Genomic DNA, 22419 nt, shown 5'->3' with positions numbered 1-22419 from the left:
GCCCCGCCCACCACCACCCCCCGCGCACCCCCCCCCCGCCAGCCGGGGGCGGGGGGGCGCCCCCCCGTCGTGATCCGGGAGGCTCGGGTCCGGGTGCTCGGCGCACCCGGACCGCACGCTCACTCGGTGTCGGCGTCGACCCAGTCGAAGGTCTTGGTGACCGCCTTCTTCCAGTTGCGGTAGGTCTTGGCGCGGGCGTCGGAGTCCATGTCGGGCGTCCAGCGCTTGTCCTCGGCCCAGTTGTCGATGACGTCCTGCTCGCCCTGCCAGAAGCCCACCGCGATGCCCGCCGCGTACGCCGCGCCGAGTGCCGTCGTCTCGGCGACCTTGGGACGCACCACCGGGACGCCGAGGATGTCGGCCTGGAACTGCATGAGCAGCTCGTTGGCGATCATGCCGCCGTCGACCTTGAGCTCGGTCAGGTCGACCCCCGAGTCGGCGTTCATGGCGTCGAGCACCTCACGGGTCTGGAAGGCCGTGGCCTCCAGCGTGGCCCGTGCGATGTGACCCTTGTTGACGAACCGCGTGAGCCCGACGAGCGCGCCACGGGCGTCGCCGCGCCAGTACGGCGCGAACAGGCCCGAGAACGCCGGGACGAAGTACGCGCCACCGTTGTCCTCGACGGTCGCGGCGAGCTGCTCGATCTCCGGGGCGTCCTTGATCAGGCCCAGGTTGTCCCGCAGCCACTGCACCAGCGAGCCGGTCACCGCGATCGCGCCCTCGAGGGCGTACACCGCAGGCTGGTCGCCGATCTTGTAGCAGACGGTGGTCAGCAGACCGTTCTTGGACTGGATCGGCTCGGTGCCCGTGTTGAGCAGCATGAAGTTGCCCGTGCCGTAGGTGTTCTTGGCGGTGCCCACCTCGAAGCAGGCCTGGCCGAAGGTGGCCGCCTGCTGGTCGCCGAGGATCCCGGCGATCGGTACGTCGGGCACCATGCCGCCCTGACGTCCCTTGCCGTACACCTCGGAGGACGAGCGGATCTCGGGGAGCATCGAGACGGGGATCCCCATCTCGCCGGCGATCTCCTCGTTCCAGGTGAGCGAGTCGATGTTCATCAGCATGGTGCGCGAGGCGTTGGTGACGTCGGTGACGTGCACGCCGCCCTCGACCCCGCCAGTCATGTTCCACACGACCCACGAGTCGGTGTTGCCGAAGGCCAGCTCACCGCGCTCGGCCTTCTCCCGTGCGCCGTCGACGTTGTCCAGGATCCAGCGGATCTTGGGTCCCGAGAAGTACGTCGCGAGCGGGAGACCGACCCGCTCCTTGTACCGCTCGGCGCCCCCACCGAGCGCTGCGAGCTCGTCGCAGATCTTCTGGGTGCGGGTGTCCTGCCAGACGATCGCGTTGTAGACCGGCTGCCCGGTGGTGCGGTCCCACACCACCGAGGTCTCGCGCTGGTTGGTGATGCCGACCGCTGCGATGTCGCGGTGGGTGAGGTTCGCCCGGGTCAGCGCCAGGCCGACGACCTCGCGGACGTTGGTCCAGATCTCGGTGGCGTCGTGCTCGACCCACCCTGCCTTGGGGAAGATCTGCTCGTGCTCCTTCTGACCGGTCGAGACGATCGACCCCGAGTGGTCGAAGACGATCGCTCGCGAGCTCGTGGTGCCCTGGTCGATGGAGAGGATGTAGTCAGCCATGTCGTGGTGTCCTTCACGTCGTCGTGCGGAGTGTTGTAGGGGGCTGGTGCCCGGTCCGGCACGGGGTCGGCGCAGGGGGCCGGTACCCGCACCGGACCGGGACGGTCGTGTGTCGGGTCAGGCCATCGCCGCGGCCGCGAGGCCGCCGAGCATGCCACCGACGATCGGTCCGACGACCGGGACCCAGGCGTAGCCCCAGTCGCTCGACCCCTTGCCCTTGATCGGCAGGAGGAAGTGCGCGATGCGGGGGCCGAGGTCACGTGCGGGGTTGATCGCGTACCCGGTGGGACCACCGAGGCTCGCGCCGATCCCGACGACGAGCAGGGCCACGGCGAGGGGGCCGAGCTCGGACGGGGTGTTGCCGAACTGCAGGATGATGTACACCAGCACGAAGGTGCCGATGACCTCGGTCACGAAGTTCCACCCGTAGGAGCGGATCGCCGGGCCGGTCGAGAACACCGCGAGCTTGGTGGCCGGGTCGGCGTCCTCGTCGAAGTGCTTCTTGTAGGCGAGGAAGGCGAGAACGGCACCGAGGAAGGCGCCGAGCATCTGACCCGCGAGGTACACCAGGGTCGACGAGACGCTCACCGCGACCCCGGGTGCGAACTCCTCCGCACCGTTGGCGATCAGGCCGAATGTCACTGCGGGGTTGATGTGCGCCCCGGACTGCCAGGCCGCGTAGACACCGGCGAACACGCCGAGGCCCCACCCGAAGTTGATCAGGAGCCATCCGCCGTTGAACCCCTTGTTGCGCGGCAGGATGGCGTTGGCGACAACACCTGCACCTAGCAGGAGCAGGAAGCCCGTTCCTATGACCTCCGAGATGAAGACCGTAGTCAGGGTGACGTCCATGTGTTCCTCGTTTCACTCGCGAGACTTCGTTGTCACGTGCACTCCGGGCGCGGGGTGTGCCCGGAGAGATCGAGCGAGGTGTGGCTCAGGTGCCGGCGGGACCGGCCGCACCTCGAGACTCCGGGGGTGAGCCGGGCTTGAGACCACCCTCGGCGGTGCCGCTGCCGAGCGGGATCAGCGGCGCGACGTCGTCCACGGTCAGCCGGGTCGCCTCTGCGCTCGCGTCGTCCGGCTGGCGGGCCGCAGCCTCCTCGGCCTCGCAGCGCGCGGTGTAGGCGGCGACCTCCTGGGCGCGCTGCTCGGGCGTCCACCCCAGCCGGTCGGCGACGAGGTCGGCGATCTCGTCGAGCGCCGCGAGGCCGCGGTCGGCGATCTCGTAGGTCAGCCGCGTGCGGTGCACCAGCACGTCCTCGAGGTGCAGCGCACCCTCGTGGCTCGCGGCGTACGCCGCCTCGGCGCGCAGGTAGGCGGGGGCGTGCTCGAGCGGCGTGGCCAGGCTCGGGTCGTCCTCGATCAGGTCGATGATCTCGGTGAGCAGCGACCCGTAGCGGTGCAGCAGGTGGTCGAGCATCGCCTTGGTCCAGCCGTACCGGTGCGCCAGCCGTCGGCCCTGACGCTGCAGCACGGCGAGCCCCTCGGCCCCGGCCAGCGGGATGGTGTCGGTGATCGAGGGCAGGGCCTTGGCGCGGTCGCCGAGAGCGAAGTCGACGGCGTCCTTGGCCATCACCCGGTAGGTGGTCAGCTTGCCGCCGGCGATCACCGTCAGGCCCGGGGCGGGGGAGGCCACGGTGTGCTCCCGCGAGACCTTGGCCGACGACGTGCCCTCCTTGGTCCCGGGCTGGAGCAGGGGACGCAACCCGGCCCAGGTGCCGATGACGTCCTCGCGGGTGAGCGGGTCGGCCAGGACGGCGTTGGCGTGCTCGATGACGTAGTCGATGTCGGCCGAGGTCGACACCGGGTGCTGGAGCTCCTGCTCCCAGGGCGTGTCGGTGGTGCCGATCAGCCAGTAGCGCGACCAGGGGATCACGAACAGGACGCTCTTCTCGGTCTGCAGGATCAGCCCGACGTCGCCGCGGATCCGTTCGCGCGGGACGACGATGTGGATCCCCTTGGAGGCCAGCACCCGCAGCCCACCCTCGCCACCGGCGAGCGCCTCGGTCTCCTCGGTCCACACCCCGGTGGCGTTGATGACGTGAGCGGCACGCGCGGTGATCCGGCGGCCGGTCTCGAGGTCGGCCACGACCGCACCGTTGACCGTGCCGTCGGCCCGCTTGGTGAGCTCGACCACCTGCGTCCGGCTCGCGGCGTGGGCACCGTAGGAGACAGCGGTCCGCACGAGCATCGCGACGAGGCGGGCGTCGTCGACGCTCGCGTCCCAGTAGCGCACCGCTCCGATCGCGGCGTCGTGCCGCAGGTCGGGGAACATCTGCTCCATGCCGCTGCGGGTCACGTGACGGTGCCAGGGCAGGGCCCTGCGGCCGGGCGCGGCGCTGGCGAGGGTGTCGTAGAGCGCGACGCCCGCGCCGACGTAGGCGCGTTCCCAGACACGGTGCTCGAGCGGGTAGAGGAAGGAGACCGGGCGCACCAGGTGGGGCGCCAGGCGCTTGAGGAGCAGGTCGCGCTCGGTCAGGGCCTCGTGGACCAGGTGGAAGTCGAGCATCTGCAGGTAGCGCAGACCGCCGTGGACCAGCTTGCTCGAACGGCTCGAGGTGCCCGAGGACCAGTCCTGCGCCTCGACGATCGCGACCTTGAGGCCGCGGGTGACGGCGTCGAGCGCGATGCCGGCGCCGGTGACCCCACCCCCCACGACGAGGACGTCGAGGTCGTGGCCGTCGGTGGTCGATTCCTCCAGGGCGTCCAGTGCCTGCGTCCGGGCCTGGGCTGTCAGTGCCGCTGTCCTCACCGCGTCCTCCTCGACCGTGCGTCTCCGCGCTCTGCGGCAGATCGTCGCGGCCCGGCACGGGTTCCGAGGAACCTCCCCCGAAGAAGGGGACGTTGGTCTCTTGGCGGGTGCCGGTCGCGCGACACCCCTATGCTTTCCATCATCGGCACGAACGCGCAAGGGGAGTGCACGGATGTGCAATCGGCGGCCCCGAACCCGGGACCGGTGTTCGGCGGTGAGGCGGGGCACCGGCGCCCTGTCCGGATCTGGGGTGGTCTGTCATGGAACGTGAACCCGACGTGCTGCGAGCAGCGTCGATGTACTACCTGCAGGACATGAAGATGGAGCTGATCGCCCGGCACCTGGGCACCTCGCGGTCCACGGTGTCCCGGCTGATCAAGAGGGCCCGCCAGACGGGCATCGTCGAGATCACGCTGCGTCCCGAGCACACCCGGGCTCCCGGGCTGAGCCACACGATTGCCGACGTCTTCGGGATCGAGGCGTACGTCGCCCCGGTCGCGGACTCCGCGAACGAGATCGAACGGCTCGACCAGGTCGCGATCACCACGGCCAAGCTGATCGGCTCGTGGTTCGACTCCGACATGGTGCTCGGCATCGCGTGGGGCACCACGCTGGCCAGCATCGGACGTCGCCTGACCCACAAGGCCACGCGGGGCAGCGCCGTCGTGCAGCTCAACGGTGCGGCCAACACCCGCACCAGCGGGATCGAGTACGCGAGCGATCTCATCTCGAGCTTCGGGGCCGCCTTCGACGCCTCGGTGCACCACTTCCCGGTGCCCGCCTTCTTCGACTACCCCGACACCAAGGCCGCGATGTGGCGTGAACGATCGGTCAGACGTGTGCTCGACGTGCAACGACGTGCAGACATCGCCCTCTTCGGGGTGGGGGCCGTGAGCGGCGGTGTGCCCAGCCACGTCTACTCCGCGGGGTACCTCGACTCCGAGGACGTCACCCTGCTCCACGACGAGGGGGTCGTCGGTGATGTGTGCACGGTCTTCCTGCGGGGAGACGGCAGCTACGAGGACATCGCGCTCAACGCCCGCGCCACGGGGCCGACCCCCGCCGAGCTGCGGCGCATCCCGCGACGGGTGTGCGCGGTCGCGGGGGACAACAAGCTCGGCCCGCTGCTCGCCGCGCTCGCGGCCGGTGTCGTCACCGACCTGGTGATCGACGAGGTCACCGCCTCGCGGCTGGTCCGCTCCGCGGGGGTGCACCGGGTGCCCTAACGTGTGGGTGCCGACCGACCACCCCGCTGCGAGAGCGAGCCCGTGACCGTCCCCGAGAGCACGCAGTACACGATCCGGTCCGCGGTGCCCGCAGACGTGCGGGGGATCCGTGACCTGGTGACGCCCTACGCCGACCGGCGCATCCTGCTGGCCAAGGAGCTCGTCGGGTACTACGAGGCGGTCCAGGAGTTCGTCGTCGCCCAGGACGCGACCGGCCGCCTCGTGGGCTGCGGGGCGCTGCACGTGATGTGGCTCGACCTCGGTGAGGTGCGGACGCTCGCGGTCGACCCGCTGTGGCGCGGGCGAGGGGTGGGCGGTGCGCTGCTCGAGGCCCTGGTCGGGCGTGCCCGGGTGCTGCGGCTGCGTCGGCTGTTCTGCCTGACCTTCGAGGTCGACTTCTTCTCCGCGCACGGCTTCCGCACGATCGAGGGCACCCCCGTGGACCAGGACGTCTACGGAGAGCTGCTGCGATCGCACGACGACGGCATCGCGGAGTTCCTCGACCTCGCCCGGGTCAAGCCCAACACCCTGGGCAACACCAGGATGCTCGCCGAGCTCGACTGATCCGCCGGGCCCGACCTGCCGAGCGGGTCAGTCGGGGAGCCGGTAGGAGACCGCGTCGTCGGTCGCGGGATCCTCGTGGCGCACCACGAGGCCGTCGCGCACCAACCCGGCCAGTGCTCGCTCGCGCTGCTCGGCGTCGGCGGACACCTCTTCGAGGAGGTGGACGGGCAGCGGGTGGTCGGCCGAGCGCAGCAGGGCCATCACCCGTCCACGGACCTGCCTGTCGGTGCCCGCCCAGGTCTGGCGGCGGCGGCGGTGGGCGTGCGCGTCGGCCGGCATCCCGGCCAGGCGCCATGCGCAGGCGTCGGCGATCGGGCAGACGCCGCACCGGGGGGACCTCGCGGTGCACACCAGCGCGCCGAGCTCCATCACCGCGGCGTTCCACCGGGTCGAGGCGAGGTCCCCGGCGGGCACGACCGACCCCGCGGCACGCATCTCGGCGGCGGTCAGGCTCGGTGCGGGCAGGGCGGTCCCGGTCAGCGCCCTGGCCAGGACCCGGCGGACGTTCGTGTCCACCACCACGGCGCGACGACCGTGGGCGAAGGCCGTCACCGCGGCGGCCGTGTAGGTGCCGACACCGGGCAGTGCGAGGAGGTCGGCCTCCGCGGTGGGCAGCTCGCCGTCGTGCCTGTCGACGACGACCCGTGCGCACTGGTGCAGGCGCAGGGCCCTGCGTGGGTACCCGAGCCGGTCCCAGGCTCGCAGCACCTCAGCCGTCCCGGCAGCTGCGAGGTCGGCAGGGGTCGGCCACAGGGCCATCCACTCACGCCATCGTGGCTCGACGCGCACGACCGGCGTCTGCTGGAGCATGACCTCGCTCACCAGGACGCCCCAGGGTGAGCAGTGCGGGTCGCGCCACGGCAGCGGACGGGCGTTCTGCGCGAACCACGCGACGACCGGGTCCACGATCAGCGACACCCGCAGATCATGCCTCACCGGCCGGCTGCGTCCCACCGGTGCCTCCGGTGCGGCGCGGCTACCCGGAGTCCGGAGGGGACGGGCCTAGCGTGAGCAGGAGCATCCGATGCCGGGTGGCCGGTCGACGCCGACCACCTCCGTGCGAACAGGAGGGCCGATGAGCACCGTCCTGCGTCCCGTGGGGTCCCAGCCCGCGCGCGTCTACTGGATCCGGCGGGTGCTCATCCTGCTCGGTCTGGTCGTCGTGGGCGTGCTGGTGTGGGCGTTCGTCGTCTCCGGGCAGGGCGACGCCACCTCGCAGGACCCCGGGCAGGAGGTGCCCGCGCAGGGTTCCGAGGAGGATCAGGAGCCTGCCCCGGCCGGGATGGTGGCCTGCACCGCTGCTGACCTGACGCTCACGCTGGTCAGTGACGCGAGGACCTACCCCGAGGATGCTCGGCCGGTCTTCACCATCGGGTACACCAACACCGGTCCGCAGAGCTGCACGGTGGACACCGGCCCCGCGGGCCGGGACCTCCTCATCACCTCGGGGGCCGACCGCATCTGGTCGAGCACCGACTGCGAGGAGGAGGGGGGCGAGCGCCTGCTGCTGCTGCAGCCCGGTGAGGGTGACGTCGCAGAGGTCACCTGGGACCGGACGCGGTCGGACGAGGCGTGCAGCGAAGGGCTTCCCGAGCCGCGGCCCGGCACGTACTCGGCGACCGTCGGGGTGCTGGGTGCCCAGAGCGCGGCAGCGGTCTTCGACCTCGGCTGAGCCGGCGTCGCCCGGCCGGTCGTACCGGAACGGTCAGACGTACCGCTCGAGGATGCTCGACTCGGCCAGGCGGGACAGCCCCTCACGCACCGCCCGGGCGCGCTGCTCACCCACGCCGTCGACCGCCATCAGCTCCTCGATGCCCGCGGCGAGCAGCTTCTGGAGCCCGCCGAAGTGTCCGACCAGGCGGTCGACGATCGCGGCGGGCAGGCGCGGCACCTTCGACAGCAGACGGTAGCCACGCGGGCCGACGGCACCGTCGAGGGAGTCGTCGACCGAGATCAGGCCCAGCACGCGCGCGATGTGTCCCAGGTCGAGCAGCTCGGTGGCGTCGAGCGCGGCGAGGGCTCCCTGGACCTCGGGCAGCGAACGTCCGGTGCGGGCCGACTCGGTGTAGTCCCGGATGACGAGCTCCCGGTCCGAGCCCAGCCCGCCGATGAGCTCGTCGAGCTGGAGGGCCATCAACCGCCCGTCGGACCCCAGCTCGACCACGTACCCCGCGATCTCCTCGGAGATCCGGCGCACCATCTCCAGGCGCTGGACCACAGCTGCGACGTCGCGCACGGTGACCAGGTCCTCGATCTCGAGGGCCGAGAGGGTTCCGGAGACCTCGTCGAGCCGGGACTTGTAGCGTTCGAGCGTCGCCAGGGCCTGGTTCGCGCGGGACTGGATGATGTCCGAGCCCTCGAGGACGTACCGGTACCCGCCGACGTAGAGCGCGATGATCCGCATGGACTGGCTCACCGAGACCACCGGGAAGCCCGACTGCTTGGCGACCCGCTCGGCGGTGCGGTGCCGGGTGCCGGACTCGGTGGTCTCGATCGTGGGGTCCGGCAGCAGCTGGACCGCGGCCCGCAGGATGCGGGTGGCGTCACGGTCGACGACGATCGCACCGTCCATCTTGGCGAGCTCGCGCAGGCGGGTCGCGGAGAACTCGACGTCGAGGGCGAAGCCGCCCGAGCACATCGACTCCACGGTGCGGTCCTGGCCCAGGACGATCAGGGCGCCGGTCCGTCCGCGCAGGATCCGCTCGAGGCCGTCGCGGAGCTCGGTGCCGGGGGCGACCGCGGCGAGGGTCGAGCGCAGGATGTCCTCGGCGGAGCGCTCTGTCGTGACCACGAGCGCATCGTACGCGAGCGCCGGTCAGCCGTCAGCGAGGCGCGATCCCCGGCTGAGGACGACGGCCTCGGCGAGGTCGGCGGCCTCGAGCAGCACGAGTCCGTCGGGGACGTCGGAGGGTTCGACCGTTCCGGTGGGCACCACGGCCCGGGTGAAGCCGTGGCGTCGGGCCTCGGCGAGACGGCGGGCCAGCCCCACGACCGGACGGATCTCCCCGGCGAGGCCCACCTCGCCCATCGCCACGAGACCCTCGACCAGCGCGACGTTCTCGGCGGCGCTGACCGTGGCCAGGGCGACGGCGAGGTCGGAGGAGGGCTCGACCACCCGCGCCCCGCCGATGGTCGAGACGTACACGTCCTGATCGGCGAGCCGGGCACCGACTCGACGCTGGAGCACGGCGAGGACCATCGCGAGCCGGCTCGAGTCGACGCCGCTGGTGGTCCGCCGGGGGTTGCTGAGCACCGAGGCGGCGACCAGGGCCTGCACCTCGGTGGCCAGGGGGCGGCGTCCTTCGAGGGTCACCGTGACGCAGGTGCCCGGGACGTGCTGGTGGTTGCGGGACAGGAACAGCGCGCTGGGGTCGGTGAGCCCGACGATCCCGTGCTCGGACAGGTCGAAGCACCCCACCTCGTCGGTGGGGCCGTACCTGTTCTTGACGGCGCGGACCATCCGCAACCTCGAGTGGCGCTCGCCCTCGAACTGGCACACGACGTCCACCAGGTGCTCGAGGGTGCGCGGGCCTGCCACGCTGCCGTCCTTGGTGACGTGGCCGACCAGGACCGCGGGGATGTCCCGCTCCTTGGCGACGGCGATCAGAGCCGCGGCGACCTCGCGCACCTGGCTGACGCCGCCCGGCGAGCCGTCGACCTGTGCCGAGGCGATCGTCTGCACCGAGTCCACGACGAGCAGGGTGGGGCTCGTCTGCTCGATGTGGCCGAGCACCGTGCCGAGGTCGGTCTCGGCGGCCAGGAGCAGCCCTGGGGCCAGGGCGCCGATGCGCTCTGCCCGCAGCCGCACCTGTCCGGCGGACTCCTCACCGGTCACGTACAGCACCCGCTGCCCGGTGCCCTCGGCGACCCGGCTGGCGACGTCGAGCAGCAGCGTCGACTTGCCCACCCCGGGCTCGCCCGCGAGCAGGATGACGGCCCCCGGCACGAGCCCTCCGCCGAGGACTCGGTCGAGCTCTCCGACGCCGGTCGGCCGGGCACGGGCGGTCTCGACGTCGATCTCGCCGATCGGCCGGGCGGGCGAGCGGGTCGGCGCGACCGGCCGGGTCCGGGGGCCCGCGGTCTCGGCGGCCTCCTCGGTCACGGTCCCCCAGGCCTGGCACTCCCCGCAGCGGCCCACCCACTTGGCGGTCGACCACCCGCACTCGGCGCAGCGGTAGGCGGGGCGGGCCGGGCGCACCCCGCGGGCACCGGAGGGGGCGGGGGCGCGCGAGGAGGTCGTCACGCCGAGCACGGTATCTGCCACGGCCGACACGCCCTGCGCGCGAGTGGTCCCTTGCGCACGGAGGGCGCGCGGTGGACTATTCCTCACATGAGGAATAACGGGTCCGGACAACCGTCCGAGCCGGGCCGGGCGGCTGTCCGGGTCGACGGTCTACGGGTCGTCCGTCCGGCCGGGCACCGGCGCCCCGGGATCGAGGTGCTCCGCGGCATCGACGCGACGGTGCCGCGCGGCCAGGTGGTCGGGCTGCTCGGCCCGAGCGGGAGCGGCAAGACCACGCTGATGCGCACCGTCGTCGGGGTGCAGCAGATCACCGCCGGGACGGTCGAGGTGCTGGACCGTCCCGCCGGGGAGGAGTCCCTGCGCCGACGGGTCGGGTACGTGACCCAGTCGCCCAGCGTCTACGCCGACCTCAGTGTCGTCGAGAACCTGCGCTACTTCGCCCGGCTGGTCGCGGTGGGTGAGGACGACGTCGCCAGGTCCCTCGCCGAGGTCGACCTCACCGCCCTCGCCGGACGCCGTGTCTCCACGCTCTCGGGCGGGGAGGCCTCTCGGGTGAGCCTGGCGGTCGCCCTGCTGGCCTCGCCCGAGCTGCTCGTGCTGGACGAGCCGACGGTCGGCCTGGACCCCGTCCTGCGCCGGGACCTGTGGGACCTCTTCGGTCGCCTCGCCGCCGGGGGCACCACGCTGCTCGTGTCGAGCCACGTCATGGACGAGGCGCAACGGTGCGACCGGCTCCTCCTCCTGCGCGAGGGCCACCTGCTGGCCGACTCGACGCTCGCCGACCTGCTGGCCCGGACCGGTGCATCGCACGTCGAGGCCGCCTTCCTGCACCTGGTGGAGGGTCGATGAGCCCGCGACTGACCCTGGCGACCGCCGAGCGCGTGCTCCGGCAGGTCCGGCACGACCCGCGCACGATCGGGCTGCTGGTGGGTCTTCCCTGCCTGGTGCTGTGGCTGATCGCGTGGATGTTCGAGGGCACGCCGGTGCTGGACCAGTTCGGCCCCCTGCTGCTGGGCCTCTTCCCGCTCGTCGTGATGTTCCTGGTGACCAGCGTCGCGACGCTCCGTGAGCGTCAGTCCGGGACCCTCGAGCGGTTGATGACCCTGCCGGTGGGGCGTGGCGACATCGTGATCGGCTACGCCCTGGCCTTCGGGGCCCTCGCGGTGCTGCAGGCCCTGGTCCTGACCGGGTTCGCCGTGCTCGTGCTGGGCATGGAGGTCGCCGGAGCGCTGTGGGTCGTGGTCCTGGTCGCCGTGCTCGACGGGCTGCTGGGGACCGCGCTGGGACTCGCGGCCTCGGCGGCCGCCCGGACCGAGTTCCAGGCCGTGCAGATGATGCCGCTGATCATCTTCCCGCAGCTCGTCACGGCCGGGTTGATGATGCCTCGTGACCAGATGCCCACGGTGCTCGAGGTGATCTCCCGGGCGATGCCCCTGACCTACGGGCTCGAGGCCCTGCAAGACCTGGCAGCGGGCGCCGGACTGCACGACGTGCGCGGCGCCGTCACCGCCGTCGCGCTGTTCATCGTCGGGGCACTGATGCTCGGGACGGCGACGCTGCGTCGGAGCACGCGGTGAACGGGCTGGTGGGGTGGCTCAGGCCGTAGGCTGCTCGTCAGTCATCGGCAGGGAGAGACACGGATGAGCACCAGCACCTCGGGACCTGGTCCCGAAGGTTCGGCCCGGCACCGCTCCGCGGGGGGCGAGCAGGACCCGGTACCGCCCGACGCACCGCGACGGACGCGGCGCTGGCTGCTGATCGGCGCCGGTGCGCTGATCGCGATCGGTGCGGTCGTGACCGTGCTGGTGCTCGGCAACCAGGGTGACCCGCCCGCCGTGCCCGAGGCCGAGGTCATCACCCTCCCGCCGCCGAGCCCGACGCTCGAGCCGGTCGAGCGGGAGGCGGGCACCGCCTTCTTCGACGCGCTCCCCGACGTCGTCCTGTCCTGGGCGCTCACCGAGGCCGCCGAGCACCCGCCGCTGCTCCCCCTGGGGGCCGTCGAGGGCTACCGCCTCGTCTACGAGGACGGGGGCCCCGAACCGCTGGTGCTGCTGGCCGGCCAGTGGCCGACCGCGGAGGCCGCCTCGGCCGCTCTCGACCGGGTGCTCGCCGAGCAGGCCGATGCGATCGCCGCGTCGGGCGGGGAGCCTGCCGAGCAGGAGGAGCCCGCTGACCAGGAGGAGCCCGCTGACCAGGAGGAGCCCGCCGAGCAGGACGAGCCTGCCGAGCAGGACGACGCGGTCGAGCAGGGTGCGGTGACGGTGGACGGCGCCGAGGTGGGTCGCTACCTCATGCTTCCCCGCGAGGACGGCACGGGGACCGTCTGGTGGACCAACGGGACGGTGCTGATCCAGGTGGACGGTCCTTCGACGGACCTGCGCAGCTTCTACGCGGCCTTCCCGCTCTGAGACCCGTCCCGGCGACGAGGAGAGATCCCATGGAACGACCCGACGACGCCCACCCGGACGGCGCGACGAGCGACGGCCCCCGACCTGACGGCGCGGGCTCCGCGGCAGCGGGGACCCGGGTCGCGGTCCTCGGCGGAGGGGTCATGGGTGAGGCGATCATCGCCGCGGTCCTGGCCGCGGGGGTCGACGTGGACGACCTGGACGTCAGCGAGCCGAGCGCCGCGCGCGCGACGGAGATCTCGGGGCGCTACGGCGTCCGAGCAGCCGACGGCAACGCCACGGTGGTGCGCAGGGCCGACGTCGTGGTCGTCGCGCTCAAGCCCAAGGACGTCGCCGGTGTGCTCGCGGAGATCTCGCCGCGGCTGCGGGAGGGGACGCTCGTGGTCAGCGTCGCGGCGGGGCTGCCGACCTCCTTCCTCGAGGCCAGGCTCCCCGAGGGGACGCCCGTGGTGCGGGTCATGCCGAACACGCCTGCGGTCATCGGGCAGGGCGCGAGCGCGGTCAGCCCGGGCCGGAACGCGCGGGCCGAGCACGTCGCGACCGTCGAGCGCCTGCTCGCCGCGACGGGACTCGTCGTGACGGTGCCCGAGAAGGACCAGGACGCGGTGACCGCGATCTCGGGCTCGGGCCCGGCCTACGTGTTCTACCTGATCGACGCGATGGCCGAGGCGGGGGTGCTCCTGGGCCTGACGCGGCCCCTGGCTCTCGAGCTCGCCACCGCGACGGTGCGGGGCGCGGCGACCCTCGTCGAGCAGTCCGGAGAGCACCCCGTGGTCCTGCGTGAGCGGGTGTCCTCGCCGGGGGGCACCACGGTCGCCGCCCTCGCGGCGCTCGACGCGCACGGTGTGCGTGCGGGAGTCCTCGCGGCGGCCACGGCGGCCCGTGACCGCGCGCGAGAGCTCGCGGCCGAGCTCGACGGGTGAACGTCCCACCGCGTCCGCCCTCGATGAGCGATGTCGCTCTGGTGGCGGGGGTCTCCCACCAGACCGTCTCGCGGGTGCTCAACGCGCACCCGAGCGTGCGTCCCGAGACCCGCGAGCGGGTGATGCAGGCGATCGCCGAGCTCGGCTACCGGCGCAACACCGCGGCGCGCGCGCTGGTCACGCGGCGCAGCGCGACGATCGGCGTGATGACGGCAGGCTCCGCGCTGTTCGGGCCGACCAGCACTCTCATCGCGATCGAGGAGGCCGCTCGGGACGCTGGTCTGTTCGTGAGCGTGGCCACCGTGCTGCGCTGGGAGACCGAGGCGATGCACCGGGCCCTCGAGCACTTCATGTCCCAGGGGGTCGACGGCGTCGTGGTCATCGCGGCGCACGACGACGCCGTCGGCGCGGTCCAGGACTTCGACGCGCCCGTGCCTGTGGTGATGGTCGGACCGCGGGACCTCCCGGCGGGTTCGCGCGTGCACACCGTCGCCGTCGACCAGTACGGCGGGGCCCGGCTGGCGACCAGGCACCTGGCCGACCTGGGGCACCGTGAGGTGCTGCACCTCGCCGGTCCGCCGGACTGGCTCGACGGGCGCGCACGGGTGAACGGCTGGCGCGACGAGCTCGCGTCCCTCGGGCTCGGCGCGGGCGCGCTGGTCCAGGGGGACTGGGGTGCGGAGCGTGGGTACCAGGTGGGGTGCGAGCTGGTCGCCCGGGGTCTGCCGACGGCGGTGTTCGCGGCCAACGACCAGCTCGCGCTCGGGCTGCTGCACGCGTTCGCCGAGCAGGGGGTCCGGGTGCCCGACGACGTCTCCGTGGTCGGCTTCGACGACGTGGACGGCTCGGCGCACTTCTTCCCCCCGCTGACCACGGTGCGCCAGGAGTTCGGCCCGCTGGGCCGCCGGTGCATGGAGCTGCTGCTCGAGGCGATCGCCGGGCGCGAGGTCCGGCCCGACGTCATCCCTGCTCACCTGGTGGTGCGCGCGAGCAGCGGCCCGCCGCGCCGCTGAGGCCCCGGGGCCGGTGGGTGCCGCTCAGGCCCCGATCACCAGGTCCCGCCGTCGGAAGGTCGCGACGCCGAGTGCTCCCAGCAGGATCGCCGCGGCACAGAGCGCGGCGACCGGCCCTGGGGTGAACGCCTCGGCGGGGACCAGCGGCACGTGGGTGAACGGTGAGACGTCGAGCAGCCACTGCGGCAGGTCGAGCAGCGCGCCGAGCTGGCCCATCACCAGCGCCGCGGCGAGTGCGGACCACGTGATCGGGGCGGCCAAGCGGGGCAGCAGCCCGAACACGGTCAGGACCAGCCCGCCCAGGGCCAGGGCAGCGGGCGCCTGGACGAGCGCTGCAGCGAGGAAGCCGCCGACGCCCTCGGTCCAGTGACCGGTGATCGCGCCGTAGGTGAGCCCGCTCGCGAGACCGCTCACGGTCAGCAGGAGGACGGTGCCCGCGCCCGCGATGAGCAGGTGGCCGATCAGCCAGCGACGACGCCCGACGGCGGTGGCCAGGAGCGGTTCGAGGCGTCCGCTCACCTCCTCCGAGCGCATCCGGAGCAGCGCCTGGACCGTGTACCCGGCGCAGGCGAGGCCGACCAGCGCCATGATCAGAGCGAAGAAGAGGTCCATCAGGTCGGCGTCGGGGGAGAGGGACAGGAGCATCTGGCGCACGGTCGCGTTCTCGGCGAGGTAGTCCTCGAGGGTGTCGCCCATCGACCCCAGCACGGCGCCGAAGACCGCCACGGAGACCAGCCACGCCAGGAGGACACCGCGCTGGATCCGCCAGGCGAGGCCGAGCGGGGAGATCAGCCATCGGGACGCGCGCGCCGGGCCGCGGCGTGCCGGCACCATCCCCGAGCCGAGGTCTCGACGGTCGGTCAGCATCGCGGCGACCGCGACGAGCGCGGCGGTGAGAGCGACGAACAGCCCGGCGATCCACCATCGGTCCTGGTAGAACGGCCGGATCTGCTGACCCCACCCCAGCGGCGAGAGCCACGAGGGCCATGCGCTGACCAGCGCGAGCCCGCCGTCGGTGATCTCGCCCCTGAGGTCACCGATCGCGCGAAGGACGAACGCCACCCCCAGCGCGCCGCCGGCCACGGCGTTCGCCCCACGGGCTGTGCTGAGCACCTGCGCCCCGACGGCCGCGACGCCGGCGAACACCCATCCGGTCCCGGCCACCGCGAGACCGGCCGCCCAGGCCCCTGACCAGGCCAGGCCGTTGGCCGCGACGGCGGTCGCTGTCGTGACGCCGAGCACGAGGTTGGCCCCCAGGACCAGCACGAGGGCCGCGCAGAGCCGCGCGTGACGGCCGACGGGAGCAGAGCCGAGGAGCTCCGCCCGCCCGGTCTCCTCGTCTGCGCGGGTGTGCCGGACGATCGCCTGCGCGCTCATCAGCGCGGTGAGGATCGCGAACACCTTGTAGCCCTCGACCAGCGACATCGCGCCGAGCGAGGCGCCCGAGGCAGGCCCGTCGAAGATCCGGGTCATCGGGTTGCTCGCGCTCAGGGTCGCGGTCGCGATGCGGTCGGCCTCGGTGGGCACCGTTGCGGCGTAGCTCGCGACGACCGCCCAGGTGAGCACGGTGATCGAGGCGATCCACACCGGCAGGACGGTCCGGTCCCGGCGCACGGCCAGGCGGACCAGGCGCCAGGAACCGGCGAGCGGTCGGGTCGTGGTCATCGGCTCGTCCGTGCGCGCCGGGGCCGTGGGGTGGCGGGGACGTCGGTGCCGTCCGGCCGCGCGGGCTCGGAGCCGTAGTGGCGCAGGAAGAGCTCCTCGAGGGTGGGAGGCGCGCTCGTCAGCGTCAGCACGCCGATCCCGCCGAGGTGCTGCACGACTCCGTCGAGGTGGTCGGCCTCGACCTCGAAGCCCGCTGCCCGTCGGTCGTGGGTGGTCACCACGTCGTGCACGCCGGGCAGGCCGTCCAGCCCGTCGAGGGGGTGACGGGTGGTGACGTGCAGGGTCGTCCGGGTGAGGTGGCGCAGGCTCGCGAGCGTTCCCTGCTCGACGATGCGACCGTCGCGGATGATCGACACCCGGTCGCACAGCGCCTCGGCCTCGGTGAGGATGTGGCTGGACAGCAGCACCGTGCCCCCGCGTGCGGTGATCTCGTGCACGACCTCCTGGAACACGGTCTCCATCAGGGGGTCGAGCCCGCTGGTCGGCTCGTCGAGCAGGTACAGCTCGACGTCGGAGGCGAGGCCCGCGACGATGGCCACCTTCTGGCGGTTGCCCTTGGAGTAGGTCGAGCACCTCTTGGTCGGGTCGAGCTGGAATCGTTCGACGAGCTCGTCGCGGCGCCCGACGTCGACCGGGCCGCGCAGGGCGCCGAGCAGGTCGATCGCCTCACCCCCGGAGAGGTTCGGCCACAGCTGGACGTCGCCGGGCACGTAGGCCAGACGCCGGTGCAGGGAGACGGCGTCACGCCACGGGTCGCCGCCGAGGAGCGTCGCGTGCCCGCCGTCCTTGCGGAGCAGGCCGAGGAGCACCCGGATCGTCGTGGACTTGCCTGCCCCGTTCGGCCCGAGGAAGCCGTGCACCTCTCCCCGGCCGACCTCCAGGTCGAGGCCGTTCAGGGCCTGGGTGCGCCCGAAGGCCTTGACCAGACCTTGGGTTCGGATGACGTGCTCCACAGGGCCCTCCTCGTCGGCTCGTTCCTCTGGTCCGAGGCTATGAGAAAGTGACAGCAACTGTCAAGAGCCACTCACTGCTAATTCACGGTCACTGGCAAGAGAAAGTTCCGTGCAGGTCGGGTTATGCTGCAGCCGTGACCGGAACCGTGGCCGAGAGTGAGCCGGCGGAGGTGCGACCGCTCGGCCTGCGTGAGCGCAAGCGCATCGCCGCGATGCGTCGGATCCAGTCCGAGGCCCTCGACCTCTTCGACGCGAGGGGCTTCGACGGGGTCACGGTCGAGGAGATCGCCGAGGCGTCCGAGGTCTCGCCCAGCAGCGTGTACCGGTACTTCGGCACCAAGGAGCAGCTCGTCCTGTGGGACGAGTGGGACCCGCAGATGGCACCGCTGGTGCGAGCCGGCACGGGGGCGTCGCCGCTGCTGGCGCTCCGGGGCGTGATGCTCGGGGTGGTCGAGAGCATGAGCGCTCAGGACGAGCTCCGGATCCGGCGTCGGATGCAGCTCGTCATGGCGACCCCGACGGTCGAGGCGGCGTCGGCGCGCCATGCGTACGCGGTCTCCGAAGAGCTCGGCGCCCTGCTGGCGGAGCGGCTCGGCCGGACCTCCGTGGACCTCCACGTGCAGGTCCTGGCGCACGCGGTCGTCGGTGCGCTGGTCGGTGCGCTGCACCACTGGCACGGCACCGGCTTCCGCGAGCCGCTGCGCGAGGTGCTGGACCAGTGCTTCGCCGTGCTCGAGGTCGGCTTCGGCATCGACGGCGTGCGTCCCGACGGTGTCGGCGGGGAGCCCGCGACAGGACCTTCGGGCTCCTTGACAGGTGTCGTGTGAGCGCTAACATGCAAGGGTGGCGATTCACGCCCGCCGATCGGTGCGGACACTCGACGAGGAGATGACATGGCTGAGCAACGTGCCGAGGGTGACGACGAGGGCGTGCGCGCAGCCATCGGCGCCGGCCGGACCTCGCTCGGCATCGAGCTGGGGTCGACCCGGATCAAGGCCTGCCTGATCGGACCCGACCACGCACCGATCGCGAGCGGGAGCCACGAGTGGGAGAACCAGCTCGTCGACGGCGTCTGGACCTACTCCCTGGACGCTGTCTGGTCCGGCCTCCAGGAGTGCGTCGCGGCCCTCCTCGACGACGTCGAGCGGAGCTACGGCGTGCGGCCCGGCACGGTCGGCGCGATCGGCATCTCGGCGATGATGCACGGGTACCTGGCGCTGGACGCCCAGGGCGCGCTCCTGGTCCCGTTCCGGACCTGGCGCAACACCTCGACCGGACGTGCGGCCGGCGAGCTGACGGACGTGTTCGGCGTCAACATCCCGCTGCGCTGGTCGGTCGCGCACCTCTACCAGGCGATCCTCGACGACGAGCCCCACGTCCCGCAGGTGAGCGTCCTGACCACGCTCGCCGGGTACGTGCACGGTCGGCTCACCGGGCGGAACGTCCTCGGCGTCGGCGACGCCTCGGGCGTCTTCCCGATCGACCCCGCCACGCAGGACTACGACGCACGCATGCTCGCCGGCCTCGACGAGCTGGTCACCCGGCGGCATCCGGACCTGCGGGTCGCGACCCTGCTGCCCCAGGTGCTGGCCGCGGGCCAGGAGGCCGGTCGGCTCACCGAGGAGGGTGCCAGGCTGCTGGACCCGACCGGGACGCTGCGTCCCGGCATCCCGCTGTGCCCGCCCGAGGGCGACGCAGGTACCGGCATGGTCGCGACCAACTCGGTCGCCCCCCGCACGGGCAACGTCAGCGCAGGGACCAGCATCTTCGCGATGGTCGTGCTGGAGAAACCGCTCGAGCGGATCCACCACGAGCTCGACGTGGTGACCACCCCGGCGGGTGACCCGGTGGCGATGGTGCACTGCAACAACGGCGCGAGCGAGCTCGACGCCTGGGCGGGGCTGTTCGGCGAGCTCGCGTCCGCGGTGGGCAGCACGGCGAGCCGCGACGAGGTGTTCGGGGTGCTCTTCCGGGCGGCGCTGGACGGTGCGGCCGACGGCGGCGGGCTGCTGGCGTACAACTACCTCTCGGGCGAGCCGATCACCGGGCTCGAGCAGGGGCGGCCGCTCGTGGTCCGCACACCGGACAGCCGGCTGACGCTCGGCACCTTCATGCGGACCCAGATCTACTCGGCCTTCGGCACCCTGAGCCTGGGGATGAGGGTCCTGGCCGAGGAGGGCGTCGAGCTCGACGCGATGTTCGCCCACGGTGGCATGTTCCGGACCGCGGGCGTGGCCCAGCGGCTGCTCGCGGCCGCGATCGGTGCGCCGGTCGCCGTCGGCCGGACCGCCTCAGAGGGTGGCGCGTGGGGCATCGCGGTGCTGGCGGCCTACCTGGGGGCGGTGTCCGACCAGGACGGCCTGAGCCTGGGCGACTACCTGGCCACCCAGGTCTTCGGCGACGCAGCGGTCGACGTCGTGCAGCCCGACGCCGACGACGTCCGGGGATTCGAGGCCTTCCTCGAGCGCTACTCCGCAGGGCTGGCGATCGAGCGGGCCGCGGTCGATGCCCTCTAGACCCGCCCTGACGACACGTCCGGCAGTGCACCCCCACACGACGCAGGAGATCGAGCGATGAGCACCACCCAGGCACTGGACTCCTACGACGACGACGTCCTGCTCGAGATCGAGCGCGTGCGGCAGGTCGTCTGCGAGCAGAACCTCCAGCTGCCGCGCTGGGACCTCGTGGTGTGGACCGCGGGCAACGTCTCGCAGCGGGTCCGGCTCGCTGCGGCCGACGGTGGCGCTGACGACGGCTCGCGCGACCTGCTGATCATCAAGCCGTCGGGGGTCGCGTACGACGAGCTGACCCCCGGGTCCATGGTCGTGTGCGACCTGGACGGGAACCTCCTGGACGGGGACCGGTCGCCTTCCTCGGACACCGCGGCGCACGCGTACGTCTACCGGCACATGCCCGAGGTCGGCGGTGTGGTGCACACCCACTCGACCTACGCCACGGCGTGGGCCGCCCGGGGTGAGGCCGTCCCGTGCGTGCTGACGATGATGGCCGACGAGTTCGGCGGGGACATCCCGGTCGGACCGTTCGCGCTGATCGGGGACGACTCGATCGGTCAGGGCATCGTCGAGACCCTGCGGGGCAGCCGGTCCCCGGCGGTCCTGATGCGCAACCACGGTCCGTTCACGATCGGCAAGGACGCCAAGGCCGCGGTCAAGGCCGCGGTGATGTGCGAGGAGGTCGCCCGCACGGTGCACATCTCGCGCCAGCTCGGCTCGCCGCTGCCGATCGACCCGACCGACATCGACCGCCTGTACGACCGGTACCAGAACGTCTACGGCCGCTGACCGCCGGTGCGCGCCGTCCCCCCACCCGCCTCGACCCACCCCGACATCCAGCACGTGACGAAGGAGTCCCCATGAGCAAGCCGTACGCCGACCGCGAGGTCTGGTTCCTGACCGGGAGCCAGGACCTCTACGGCGAAGACACGCTGCGTCAGGTCGCCGAGCAGTCCCAGGCCATCGCCCGTGAGCTCGGGGCAGCCGACGCCGTGCCGGTGCGCATCGTGTGGAAGCCCGTCCTCAAGGAGTCGGACTCGATCCGACGGATGGCCCTGGAGGCCAACGCCTCGGACGCGTGCATCGGCGTCATCGCGTGGATGCACACCTTCTCCCCGGCGAAGATGTGGATCGCCGGGCTCGACGCGCTGCGCACCCCGCTGCTGCACCTGCACACCCAGGCGAACGTCGAGCTGCCGTGGTCGACCATCGACTTCGACTTCATGAACCTCAACCAGGCCGCGCACGGCGACCGCGAGTTCGGGTACATCCAGTCCCGCCTGGGCGTGGCCCGCAAGACCGTCGTCGGGCACGTCTCGAACCCGGTCGTGCAGAGCCGGGTCGGGGCCTGGGTCCGCGCGGCGGCCGGCTGGGCGGCGACCCACGAGCTGCGCCTGGCGCGCTTCGGCGACAACATGCGCAACGTCGCGGTCACCGAGGGGGACAAGACCGAGGCCGAGCTGCGGTTCGGCGTGTCGGTCAACACGTGGGGCGTCAACGACCTCGCGGCCGCCGTCGACGCGGTCGAGGACAGCGCCGTGGACACCCTGGTGGCCGAGTACGAGGACCTGTACGACGTCGCGCCCGAGCTGCGGGCCGGTGCCGAGCGGCACGACTCGATGCGCTACGGCGCCCGCCAGGAGCTCGGCCTGCTGGCCCTGCTCGGCGAGATCGGTGCGACCGCGTTCACGACGACGTTCGAGGACCTGGGTGCCCTGCGCCAGCTTCCCGGGCTCGCGGTGCAGCGGCTCATGGCCCAGGGCTACGGGTTCGGGGCCGAGGGCGACTGGAAGACGGCCCTCCTGGTGCGCGCCGCCAAGGTGATGGGTGAGGGGCTGCCCGGCGGTGCGTCGTTGATGGAGGACTACACCTACAACCTGGTCCCCGGTGACGAGAAGATCCTCGGCGCGCACATGCTCGAGGTCTGCCCGTCGTTGACCACCTCGCGACCCAGCCTCGAGGTGCACCCCCTGGGCATCGGCGGGCGCGAGGACCCGGTCCGACTGGTCTTCGACACGGACGCCGGCCCGGGTGTGGTGGTCGCACTGTCCGACATGCGTGACCGGTTCCGTCTCACCGCGAACGCGGTCGACATCGTCCCGCCGGACGAGGACCTGCCGCACCTGCCCGTCGCCCGAGCGGTGTGGAAGCCCAGGCCGGACTTCGCGACCTCGGCCGAGGCGTGGTTGATGGCGGGGGCGGCGCACCACACCGTGCTGTCGACGCAGGTGGGCACCGAGGTCTTCAGCGACTTCTCCGACATCGCCCGCACCGAGCTGCTGCTCATCGACGAGGGCACCACGTCACGCCAGTTCGCCCAGGAGATCCGGTGGAACCAGGCCTACTACCGCCTCGCCCAGGGCCTCTGAGAACGTCCGTCACCGCCCCATGACCACCTCCTGAGCTGCCTTCGACCGGGTCGCGGCCGGGTCGTGGCCGGGTGGTGGCCGGGTGGAAGGGGCAGGAGAGGACAGTTCCCGCCTCGCCTGTGGGAACTTGTGGTCCCTTTCGATAACGGA

The 22419-nt window shown here is 72.3% G+C and carries 20 protein-coding genes; 12 read left to right on the top strand and 8 right to left on the bottom strand.

Features of this window, described 5'->3' with window-relative positions:
* Nucleotides 1–119 precede the first annotated feature (119 nt).
* The 3 genes from glpK to M1R94_RS18985 all read right to left on the bottom strand — a co-directional run bounded on the left by glpK (nt 120) and on the right by M1R94_RS18985 (nt 4392).
* Complete coding sequence (gene glpK / locus M1R94_RS18995; protein WP_249383302.1) at nt 120–1637, bottom strand: glycerol kinase GlpK; 1518 nt, start codon at nt 1635–1637, stop codon at nt 120–122.
* Between the two features lie 117 nt (nt 1638–1754).
* Nucleotides 1755–2489, bottom strand: a complete 735-nt coding sequence (locus tag M1R94_RS18990) for an MIP/aquaporin family protein (protein ID WP_249383301.1) — start codon at nt 2487–2489, stop codon at nt 1755–1757.
* 85 nt (nt 2490–2574) lie between these two features.
* A complete protein-coding gene (locus M1R94_RS18985) occupies nt 2575–4392 on the bottom strand; it encodes a glycerol-3-phosphate dehydrogenase/oxidase (RefSeq protein ID WP_249383300.1) in 1818 nt (605 codons plus the stop codon).
* A gap of 260 nt (nt 4393–4652) precedes the next feature.
* On the opposite strand from M1R94_RS18985, the gene M1R94_RS18980 reads away from it, so the two are divergent.
* A complete protein-coding gene (locus M1R94_RS18980) occupies nt 4653–5618 on the top strand; it encodes a sugar-binding transcriptional regulator (RefSeq protein WP_249383299.1) in 966 nt (321 codons plus the stop codon).
* Between the two features lie 42 nt (nt 5619–5660).
* On the top strand, nt 5661–6182 hold the full coding sequence (locus M1R94_RS18975) for an amino-acid N-acetyltransferase (RefSeq protein ID WP_249383298.1): 522 nt from the start codon (nt 5661–5663) through the stop codon (nt 6180–6182).
* A gap of 27 nt (nt 6183–6209) precedes the next feature.
* Here the strand turns inward: M1R94_RS18975 and M1R94_RS18970 are convergent, their stop codons facing one another.
* On the bottom strand, nt 6210–7100 hold the full coding sequence (locus M1R94_RS18970) for an HhH-GPD family protein (RefSeq protein WP_249383297.1): 891 nt from the start codon (nt 7098–7100) through the stop codon (nt 6210–6212).
* A 157-nt stretch (nt 7101–7257) separates the two neighbouring features.
* On the opposite strand from M1R94_RS18970, the gene M1R94_RS18965 reads away from it, so the two are divergent.
* Nucleotides 7258–7854, top strand: a complete 597-nt coding sequence (locus M1R94_RS18965) for a hypothetical protein (RefSeq protein WP_249383296.1) — start codon at nt 7258–7260, stop codon at nt 7852–7854.
* A 33-nt stretch (nt 7855–7887) separates the two neighbouring features.
* Here the strand turns inward: M1R94_RS18965 and disA are convergent, their stop codons facing one another.
* Together disA and radA are read right to left on the bottom strand one after the other, a co-directional pair.
* Nucleotides 7888–8973, bottom strand: a complete 1086-nt coding sequence (gene disA / locus M1R94_RS18960) for a DNA integrity scanning diadenylate cyclase DisA (protein WP_249383295.1) — start codon at nt 8971–8973, stop codon at nt 7888–7890.
* A 24-nt stretch (nt 8974–8997) separates the two neighbouring features.
* A complete protein-coding gene (gene radA, locus M1R94_RS18955) occupies nt 8998–10425 on the bottom strand; it encodes a DNA repair protein RadA (protein WP_249383294.1) in 1428 nt (475 codons plus the stop codon).
* 87 nt (nt 10426–10512) lie between these two features.
* Between radA and M1R94_RS18950 the strand changes: the two genes are divergently transcribed.
* From M1R94_RS18950 to M1R94_RS18930, 5 genes are all read left to right on the top strand, one after another.
* Nucleotides 10513–11274, top strand: a complete 762-nt coding sequence (locus tag M1R94_RS18950; RefSeq protein WP_249383293.1) for an ABC transporter ATP-binding protein — start codon at nt 10513–10515, stop codon at nt 11272–11274.
* Nucleotides 11271–12002, top strand: a complete 732-nt coding sequence (locus M1R94_RS18945; RefSeq protein ID WP_249383292.1) for an ABC transporter permease — start codon at nt 11271–11273, stop codon at nt 12000–12002. The genes M1R94_RS18950 and M1R94_RS18945 overlap by 4 nt, the downstream gene beginning before the upstream one ends.
* Before the next feature lie 63 nt (nt 12003–12065).
* Nucleotides 12066–12833 (top strand): hypothetical protein, encoded by a 768-nt coding sequence (locus M1R94_RS18940; protein WP_249383291.1) that lies wholly within the window; start codon nt 12066–12068, stop codon nt 12831–12833.
* 29 nt (nt 12834–12862) lie between these two features.
* The gene (gene proC, locus M1R94_RS18935; protein ID WP_283253668.1) at nt 12863–13756 is read left to right on the top strand and encodes a pyrroline-5-carboxylate reductase; all 894 of its coding nucleotides are present in this window, start codon (nt 12863–12865) and stop codon (nt 13754–13756) included.
* Between the two features lie 23 nt (nt 13757–13779).
* Nucleotides 13780–14769 carry a LacI family DNA-binding transcriptional regulator gene (locus M1R94_RS18930; RefSeq protein WP_249383290.1) on the top strand — a complete coding sequence of 330 codons (990 nt, stop codon included), beginning with the start codon at nt 13780–13782 and terminating at the stop codon, nt 14767–14769.
* Nucleotides 14770–14793: 24 nt separating this feature from the next.
* On the opposite strand, the gene M1R94_RS18925 is transcribed toward M1R94_RS18930, so the two are convergent.
* Both M1R94_RS18925 and M1R94_RS18920 read right to left on the bottom strand, forming a co-directional pair.
* Nucleotides 14794–16434, bottom strand: a complete 1641-nt coding sequence (locus M1R94_RS18925; protein WP_249383289.1) for an ABC transporter permease — start codon at nt 16432–16434, stop codon at nt 14794–14796.
* Nucleotides 16431–17387 (bottom strand): ABC transporter ATP-binding protein, encoded by a 957-nt coding sequence (locus M1R94_RS18920; RefSeq protein WP_249383288.1) that lies wholly within the window; start codon nt 17385–17387, stop codon nt 16431–16433. Before M1R94_RS18920 ends, M1R94_RS18925 begins: the two co-directional genes overlap by 4 nt.
* 134 nt (nt 17388–17521) lie before the next feature.
* Here M1R94_RS18920 and M1R94_RS18915 point away from each other — a divergent pair, with 134 nt between their 5' ends.
* The 4 genes from M1R94_RS18915 (at nt 17522) to araA (ending at nt 22269) form a co-directional block, all read left to right on the top strand.
* Nucleotides 17522–18214, top strand: a complete 693-nt coding sequence (locus M1R94_RS18915) for an acyl-CoA-like ligand-binding transcription factor (protein WP_249383287.1) — start codon at nt 17522–17524, stop codon at nt 18212–18214.
* A gap of 66 nt (nt 18215–18280) precedes the next feature.
* Complete coding sequence (locus M1R94_RS18910; RefSeq protein WP_249383286.1) at nt 18281–19903, top strand: xylulokinase; 1623 nt, start codon at nt 18281–18283, stop codon at nt 19901–19903.
* A gap of 57 nt (nt 19904–19960) precedes the next feature.
* A complete protein-coding gene (locus M1R94_RS18905) occupies nt 19961–20689 on the top strand; it encodes an L-ribulose-5-phosphate 4-epimerase (RefSeq protein WP_249383285.1) in 729 nt (242 codons plus the stop codon).
* 71 nt (nt 20690–20760) lie between these two features.
* Nucleotides 20761–22269 (top strand): L-arabinose isomerase, encoded by a 1509-nt coding sequence (araA, locus tag M1R94_RS18900; RefSeq protein ID WP_249383284.1) that lies wholly within the window; start codon nt 20761–20763, stop codon nt 22267–22269.
* Nucleotides 22270–22419: the final 150 nt, after the last annotated feature.

It is taken from the genome of Actinotalea alkalitolerans (genome assembly GCF_023369855.1).
Taxonomy (GTDB): Bacteria; Actinomycetota; Actinomycetes; order Actinomycetales; family Cellulomonadaceae; genus Actinotalea.
The sequence above is the reverse complement of the archived record's forward strand: the minus strand, read 5'-3'. Positions and strand labels throughout refer to the sequence as shown.